Below are 6653 nucleotides of genomic sequence, written 5' to 3'. Positions count from 1 at the left end.
GTCCCGCTACGGCCCGACCGGGTCCAGTACTCGCTCGACCAGCGCGGTGTCGCAATGCTCGACGACCTCGGCAATGCGGCCCCGCGCCAACCGGAAGAGGAAACAGTAGGTCTGGTGGTAGGGCTCGCCACGCGTAGTGGTCCCGTACCCGCGGGCCTGCACGACGACGCGATCGCCGTCGGCCAGGATCAGGTCGGCTTCCATCCGGTAGACGTTGCCGAACTGCGCCATCAGCGGGCGTAGCAGCCCCTGCACGACCTCGGTCTTCGGCTCCCACCGCGCGGACCACGACCAGTTGCCGGGGAAGATCCAGCGGCAGTCGTCGGCGAGCGCGTCGCCGAGGGCGCGCGTATTCCCTTGCGCCAGTTGATCGAAGATCGCCCGGACGGATTCTCTGTTGCTCTCGGTGCTCATGATCTCGACGCTAGGCCCGGCACCGCCATGCGACCAGCGCGAGTCCGGCATAGCTGGTATCACGTTGACGCATGGGTGAATTCACGGTGATCGGGCTGCGGGTGGTGCGGGAGGCGGCACGCGCCGGCTCGTTCTCGCGGGCGGCGCGGCGGCTGGACTACACGCAGTCGGCGGTCTCACGGCAGATCCTGCTGATGGAGCAGGTCGCGGGACGTCCGCTGTTCGAACGACTCCCGCGCGGTGTGCGGCCGACCGCGGCCGGGCGGATCGTGCTGCGCCGCGCCGACGCCGTGCTCGACGCCCTGGATGCCGCCCGTGACGAACTGCACGACCTGCGGCAGCGCCCCGGCCGGATTCGCGTGGGCGCGTTCGCCACCGCGACCGCCGCGCTGGTGCCGCGCGCCATAGCGGCTGTGTCCCACCGCTATCCAGGGCTGGAGGTCGGCCTGCGCGAAGGGACCAGTCCGGCGTTGCTCACCGCGCTCACGCGCCGCCGGATCGATCTGGCCGTGCTCTCCGGCGCACCCGACCTGCCCGAGGGTGTGCACTCCGCTCCCCTGCTCGACGACGCGCTGTTCGTCGCCGTGCACCGCGCGCACCCGCTCGCGGGCCGCGACAGCGTGCCGGTGTCCCTGCTGCGGCCGGAACGCTGGATCGCCGGGAGCGCCGATCAGCGCAGCACCCTGCTCGGCGCTTGGACCGACGCGGACTGGGAACCGGATATCGCCTACGTCGCCCGCGACTGGGTGACCAAGCTCGGCCTGGTCGCCGCCGGTCTCGGCATCACGGTGCTCCCCGGCCTGGCCGTCAGCACCCTGCCCGCGACGATCTCGATCGTCCGGGTGGACGACCCGCGTGCGGTTCGGCCGACGATCCTGGCCTTTCGCGACGTGGCCGATGGTGCGCATCCGCTTGCCGAGGCCCTGCGTGACTGCGCCGCCGAGCTCGCCGCGGACGCCCGGCAGCGGCTGCGCGGGTGACTCACTGCTGGTGCTGTGCCCAGACTTCGGCCCACACCGTGACCGGCTCGAGGTTCCCGACGAGCTCGCGGCCGATCGGTGTCAGCACGTAGCCGGTGACGTTCTCCACCAGCCGCGCCTGGACGAGTTCACGTAGCCGCGTGGTCAAAACGCTCGAGGAGATGTCGCCGCACGCGGCGCGGAGTTCCCGGAAGGTCAGGGGTTGCTCGGCCCGGTCGAGTTCCCAGATCACCCGCAGGGTCCAGCGTCGTCCGATCAAGTCGAACAACGCCATGATCGGGCGGCCGGTGCGCGATCCGCGAACGGGCTTGCCCGGGAGCGGTTCCCGCGCGTCCACGACTACGACTGCCCGGGCAGCGGCGAATCTTCCATCCGCTGCGCCATTTTCGCCATCGCCGCGCGCAGCGACCGATACGGGCGCAGGTACAGCGTGACGTGTTCGAGGCTGCCGTCCGGTGCGTATTCCTCGCGCACCATGCCCTGCAGCTCGTGATCGTCGACCCGAGCGGTGAAGGCGCACAGTTCTTCTCGATCGCTGGACCAGTGGCCGGTCCGGTCGACCCGCTCGATGACCGTCGCGATGAGCGTGAGCATGTGCGCCGTTTGCGCGCGCCCCGGATAGTCGGCGACGGGGCTGGAGAAGACCGCGTCGGCGGCCAGGCGGTTCGTCAGCGCCGCCGTATCGCCGCTCTGCCAGAAGGGAAGCACCACACCATCGACCATGCCTCTATTTTAGAGGCAAGCGCGCGGAAGGCAAGGAGTGGCGGACAACAGCCCGCTCGGGTCGTGGTCTAAATTCTTTTCCACCAGCACCGAAGGAGCCGCAGATGTCGGATCGGGAAGAACTCACCTGGGACCTGTTCGGCTCCGCGAGCCGCACCCTCGCCGAACAGATCGCCGAGGACGGGTTCGAGCCGGACCTCGTCCTGTCCATCGCCCGCGGTGGGCTGTTCGTCGCGGGCGCGCTCGGCTACGCCCTCGACGTCAAGAACCTGCACGTCATGAACGTCGAGTTCTACACCGGCGTCGACCAGCGCCTGGACCTGCCCGTCATGCTGCCGCCCGTCCCGCAGGCGGTCGACCTGGCCGGCGCGCGCGTCCTGGTCGCCGACGACGTCGCCGACACCGGCGCGACCCTGAAGCTCGTCCGCGACTTCTGCGCCGACAAGGTCGCCGAGGTCCGCTGCGCGGTGATCTATCAGAAGCCGCACTCGGAGGTCGACTGCGAATACGTCTGGAAGCGCACCGACCGCTGGATCAACTTCCCCTGGTCGGTCCAGCCGCCCGTCGTCACCCGCGCCGCCCAGGTCCTCGACGCCTGAGGGATTCTGGCGCGCTCGTGTCGCCGTCGCCATGATGGCGAGGTGACTTCCTTTCGTTTGGCCGAGCCACCGCTGTTCACTCGCCTGCGGGACGCCTCGCGGGTGCTGATCGCCGGGGCGGGTGGCGGATTCGATGTGTACGGCGGGCTGCCGCTGGCCGTGGCGTTGGAAGGGCTCGGCAAAAAGGTGTATCTGGCGAACCTGTCGTTCAGCAATCTGCGCCGGACCCCACTCGAGGATTGGGCGGCGCCGGGAGTCGCCGCTGTTCGTCCCGATACCGCCGGCAACTACGATTACTTCCCCGAACGCAGTCTGGCGCGCTGGCTGGCGAGCACCGGCCGTGAGCCGGTCGTGTACGCGTTCCCCAAATCCGGTGTACGGCCTCTGCGCGCGGCCTACACCGCGCTGGTCGAGCAGCTCGGCGCCGACGCCCTCGTGCTGGTCGACGGCGGCACCGACATTCTGTTGCGCGGCGACGAAACCGGTTTGGGCACACCGCAAGAGGACATGACGAGTCTCGCGGCCGTGGCCGGGCTGGACGACATCACCCGCCTGGTGGTGTCCATCGGTTTCGGCGTCGACGCCTACCACGGCGTCTGCCACGCCCATGTGCTCGAGAATCTCGCTGCGCTGCAACGGGAGAACGCGTTCCTCGGAGTGCTCTCCATCCCGCGCGACAGCGCCGAAGGCGCGGCCTATCTCGGCGCGGTCACCCACTCGCTGGCCGAAACCCCGTTGCGCCCGAGCATCGTCCACTCCCAGATCGCCGGCGCGCTGCGCGGGGAATTCGGCGACGTCCAAGCCACCGACCGCACCGGCGGCACCGAGCTCTTCGTAAACCCCCTCATGGCAATGTATTCGACCGTGGACCTCCCGGCACTGGCACGCACGGTCGAATACCTGCCCTACCTCGAACCGACCGATCACGCGTATCAGGTGGCGCAGGTGATCGAAGCCCATCTGACCTCGCGGCCCGGGCCCCGTCCGTCCAGGCTCATTCCCCACTGATCGCGGTGGCAGGCACCTATCACGTCCCCCGATCAGCGCGGCCCCGACCACCGCCCCCGCCGAGGTGCCGACTATCGAGTCGGCTGAACCCAAATCGATTCCACGGCGGCGCAATTCAGCGGACAAACCCGCCATCCATGCCAAACCGGGAACGCAGTCGACTCTTTCGCACCTAGGTAGTTCAAGTCCTACGTGAGATGACCATGATGTATTCGCACGGAGCGTTCGTTCGGTTGGCGAAGCCGTGGTCCGCGTCGGCCTGGAAGAACACGGAGTCGCCGGTATTCAGAGTCTCGCTGATTCCGCCGATCGCGACGGTCAGGGTGCCGTCGAGGACTACGAGTTGTTTCTCCGTGCCCGGTGGATAGGCCGGGAGCAGCCCGGTGGAGACGTGTGCGGGAAGGTGGTGGACGACCATCTCGCCACCCCCGGCACCCGGGGCCGCCGACACCATGTGCCGTTCGAAGCCGGTTTCCGGGTCGCGGAAGACGGGGCGTTCGTGCTTGCGCATGACAACGGCCACACCGGATACGGCAGCGGCCGGCCCGCCGATCAGGTCCGAAAGCGACGTGTCGAGCGCGTGGGCGATCTTGGACGCGACGCCGATCGTCGGACTCTTCTCGCCGCGTTCGACTTTGGACAGCATCGCCCGGCTGACCGCCGACTGGAAGGACAGCTGTTCCAGCGTCAGGCCGGCGTCCTCGCGACGTCGCCGCACGTTGCCGCCGAATGCCCCGGCCAGGTCGTCACCGTGCGCTGGTTCGACCGCGTTTGAGTCTTGCTCGACCACCCTGCTCCTCGATCGATGAGTACCTCGCCGTCACAGTGTAGAGATCTTCTAAAGAAGATATAGTCTTCTATCGGAGACGCGCGATGAGCGCGCCGACCTGAGGGAGGTTTCATGCGTTTGATCTCGAGTGGCCGGCACCACGCCACGTTCGAATTCGGCGATCTGCGGGTGATCTCGTTGCGAGACGGGTACATCGACATGCCGCCGACACGACTCCGCGATGAGGACGGGTGCGCGCTCGCCGAGTTGCCGGCTGCCGTGCCGCTGGCCGGCGACAACTTGCGGCTGTCGGTCAACGCTTTCTACGTCACCGACGGCACGCAGTCGGTCCTCATCGACACCGGCGCGTCCAACGCCTGGCACGACCCCACCATGGGATTGATCTACGAGGCGCTCGAAGAAGCAGGAATCGACCGCGCGGATATCACCGATGTGGCCATCACTCACAGGCACGAAGACCATGTCAGCGGGCTCATCGCGCCCGACGGTTCCGAGGCGTTCACCGAACTCGAGCGCGTGTGGATCGGCGCGGGAGACATCTCGGTGTTCGCGGGGCGGCTCGAACCGATCCGCGACCGGGTCGTGCCCGTCTCGGAGCAGGTCGCGATCCACGACTGGATCAGCGCGATCCCGACACCGGGCCACACACCTGGACACACCGTCTACGACGTCAGGAGCAGCGCCGGCCATCTTCTCGCCTGGGGCGACACCGTGCACGTTCCGACGCTCCAATTCGATCGGCCGAACGTGTCCTGGGAGCTCGACGGCAATCAGTCCCAGGCCCGGGCCGCACGCACGGCTCTCCTCGAACAACTTACCCGGCCAGGCCATTTCGTAGCCGGTGCTCATCTGGACTCACCCGGTATCGCCCGCGTAACCCCCGCCGGCGATGGTTACGCGCTGGAATATCTCGCACCACCGATCGGGTGATCCCGTACCAGGCTCGCCCCGCAGGTGAAAAGCCCTCGCCCTAATCTCGGAACAGCAGGATCACCATGATCGCCGCGGTGGCGAGCATGCTCATCCAAAAGGCCGGGTTGCACAGCACTGCGGTCAGCGCACCGCCTGCCCACAGGTCGGTCATCGGTGTTGCCCGTCCGGCATTTCGGCTGGCGGGTTCGGGTGCGAGATCTGCTCGGCGATCCACTGAACCCGGGCCGGGACACACTGTTCGTCGGCGAGCACGCTGTCGAGCTGATCCGCGCACTCGGCGTTCCAGTACGCGGGGGCGGGCGCGGCGTAGCTGACCGGCGGGCCGTCGTGCGGTTGGGTGCAGCGAGAGCAGGTATAGGTGGAGCTGGCGATCACCTCGGAAGCGTACTGGCGCAATTCACGTAAAGCTCAGCGGGCAGGGCGTTCTGAGCGGCAGTGGCTCTTGGGCGTTCGCATCAGCTGGTGCCGGATCGAGCGGTCACGCGGTCGCGCAGCGTCGGGACGCCGGGTCCGGTGAGATCATCGCAGTATGCGGGCCTGCCGGCCATCGCCATGGTCAGCGCGATCGTGGTTCCGCTGACCAACGGGCCGGTGCCGACGGCAAACGATCCGTCGGTCGCCGCCAAGCGCAGGCCCTCGGCATTGCTGCGGCTGGTGACGGTGAAGTCGCGTCCGGCGTAGAAACGCGCGACCGCGGTGGCGGCCTCCGTCGACGGCGTGCGGAGCAGCCCGAGAGGCTGCCGGATGTCTTGTGCGTGGACGACGACCTCACCGAGCCAGGCGACCGTGGGGCCCGGGGCCGCCGTGGTGCTGGTGACGATTGCCCGGAACCGTTCGAGGGTTTCGGCCGGAGTTTTCCCGCGGTGCTCGGCGAGCCGCCGGTTGTTGTGCTCGTCGAAGTCGAAGCGGGCGCCCAGAACGCTGGACAGCCAGCGCAGCCGTCCGACGCTCGCCGCCGCGGTGAGGTGCGCGACGACCTCCTCGACCACCCACGCCCCGCACAGCGACGGCCGGCCCACTGCTGGTCGTCCAGGTCGGCGAGATCGTCGGCCAGGGCGGCGCGTTCGGCGTGGGCCATCGCCCAGAGAGTCAAGGCATCCGACACCAGGGACCTCCAAAAGAACATGGCCGCACGGGGCCGCTTCGTCGTTCTGTAGTGCAGACGACGGCAGCCGCGCAGACTCATCGGCGCTCGCGCCGGAGTGG

Annotated in this window: 10 protein-coding genes; 4 read left to right on the top strand and 6 right to left on the bottom strand. The window is 68.3% G+C overall.

The annotated features are described in order from the left end of the window. Window positions 1–6: 6 nt before the first annotated feature. Window positions 7–414 carry a nuclear transport factor 2 family protein gene (locus AB0H76_RS33230; protein WP_357331030.1) on the bottom strand — a complete coding sequence of 136 codons (408 nt, stop codon included), beginning with the start codon at window positions 412–414 and terminating at the stop codon, window positions 7–9. Window positions 415–485: 71 nt separating this feature from the next. Here AB0H76_RS33230 and AB0H76_RS33225 point away from each other — a divergent pair, with 71 nt between their 5' ends. After that, window positions 486–1394, top strand: coding sequence for a LysR family transcriptional regulator (locus AB0H76_RS33225; protein WP_357331029.1), 909 nt, complete (start codon window positions 486–488; stop codon window positions 1392–1394). Between the two features lies 1 nt (window position 1395). On the opposite strand, the gene AB0H76_RS33220 is transcribed toward AB0H76_RS33225, so the two are convergent. Together AB0H76_RS33220 and AB0H76_RS33215 are read right to left on the bottom strand one after the other, a co-directional pair. Then, window positions 1396–1731, bottom strand: coding sequence for a helix-turn-helix domain-containing protein (locus tag AB0H76_RS33220; RefSeq protein ID WP_357331028.1), 336 nt, complete (start codon window positions 1729–1731; stop codon window positions 1396–1398). Window positions 1732–1733: 2 nt separating this feature from the next. Continuing rightward, a complete protein-coding gene (locus AB0H76_RS33215) occupies window positions 1734–2117 on the bottom strand; it encodes a hypothetical protein (protein WP_357331027.1) in 384 nt (127 codons plus the stop codon). Between the two features lie 104 nt (window positions 2118–2221). On the opposite strand from AB0H76_RS33215, the gene AB0H76_RS33210 reads away from it, so the two are divergent. Both AB0H76_RS33210 and AB0H76_RS33205 read left to right on the top strand, forming a co-directional pair. After that, window positions 2222–2716 carry a phosphoribosyltransferase gene (locus AB0H76_RS33210; RefSeq protein WP_357331026.1) on the top strand — a complete coding sequence of 165 codons (495 nt, stop codon included), beginning with the start codon at window positions 2222–2224 and terminating at the stop codon, window positions 2714–2716. 42 nt (window positions 2717–2758) lie between these two features. Then, complete coding sequence (locus AB0H76_RS33205) at window positions 2759–3724, top strand: DUF1152 domain-containing protein (protein ID WP_357331025.1); 966 nt, start codon at window positions 2759–2761, stop codon at window positions 3722–3724. 181 nt (window positions 3725–3905) lie between these two features. Here AB0H76_RS33205 and AB0H76_RS33200 read toward each other — a convergent pair whose 3' ends face one another. Further along, window positions 3906–4514, bottom strand: a complete 609-nt coding sequence (locus tag AB0H76_RS33200) for an XRE family transcriptional regulator (RefSeq protein ID WP_357331024.1) — start codon at window positions 4512–4514, stop codon at window positions 3906–3908. Between the two features lie 111 nt (window positions 4515–4625). On the opposite strand from AB0H76_RS33200, the gene AB0H76_RS33195 reads away from it, so the two are divergent. Continuing rightward, complete coding sequence (locus AB0H76_RS33195; protein ID WP_357331023.1) at window positions 4626–5444, top strand: MBL fold metallo-hydrolase; 819 nt, start codon at window positions 4626–4628, stop codon at window positions 5442–5444. A gap of 150 nt (window positions 5445–5594) precedes the next feature. Here the strand turns inward: AB0H76_RS33195 and AB0H76_RS33190 are convergent, their stop codons facing one another. Together AB0H76_RS33190 and AB0H76_RS33185 are read right to left on the bottom strand one after the other, a co-directional pair. Then, on the bottom strand, window positions 5595–5822 hold the full coding sequence (locus AB0H76_RS33190) for a hypothetical protein (RefSeq protein ID WP_357331022.1): 228 nt from the start codon (window positions 5820–5822) through the stop codon (window positions 5595–5597). Between the two features lie 80 nt (window positions 5823–5902). After that, window positions 5903–6466: a maleylpyruvate isomerase family mycothiol-dependent enzyme gene (locus tag AB0H76_RS33185; protein WP_357331021.1), complete on the bottom strand. Its 564-nt coding sequence runs from the start codon at window positions 6464–6466 to the stop codon at window positions 5903–5905. Window positions 6467–6653: the final 187 nt, after the last annotated feature.

This window comes from Nocardia sp. NPDC050712 (assembly GCF_040654295.1).
GTDB lineage: Bacteria > Actinomycetota > Actinomycetes > Mycobacteriales > Mycobacteriaceae > Nocardia.
Note: the sequence above shows the minus strand (reverse complement) of the source record. Positions and strands in the feature narration are given on the sequence as shown.

Excerpts from the sequence above, each read along its gene's own strand:
- AB0H76_RS33230 (WP_357331030.1), bottom strand. The coding sequence starts at position 414 with ATGAGCACCGAGAGCAACAGAGAATCCGTCCGGGCGATCTTCGATCAA.
- AB0H76_RS33225 (WP_357331029.1), top strand. The coding sequence starts at position 486 with ATGGGTGAATTCACGGTGATCGGGCTGCGGGTGGTGCGGGAGGCGGCA.
- AB0H76_RS33215 (WP_357331027.1), bottom strand. The coding sequence starts at position 2,117 with ATGGTCGATGGTGTGGTGCTTCCCTTCTGGCAGAGCGGCGATACGGCG.
- AB0H76_RS33210 (WP_357331026.1), top strand. The coding sequence starts at position 2,222 with ATGTCGGATCGGGAAGAACTCACCTGGGACCTGTTCGGCTCCGCGAGC.
- AB0H76_RS33195 (WP_357331023.1), top strand. The coding sequence starts at position 4,626 with ATGCGTTTGATCTCGAGTGGCCGGCACCACGCCACGTTCGAATTCGGC.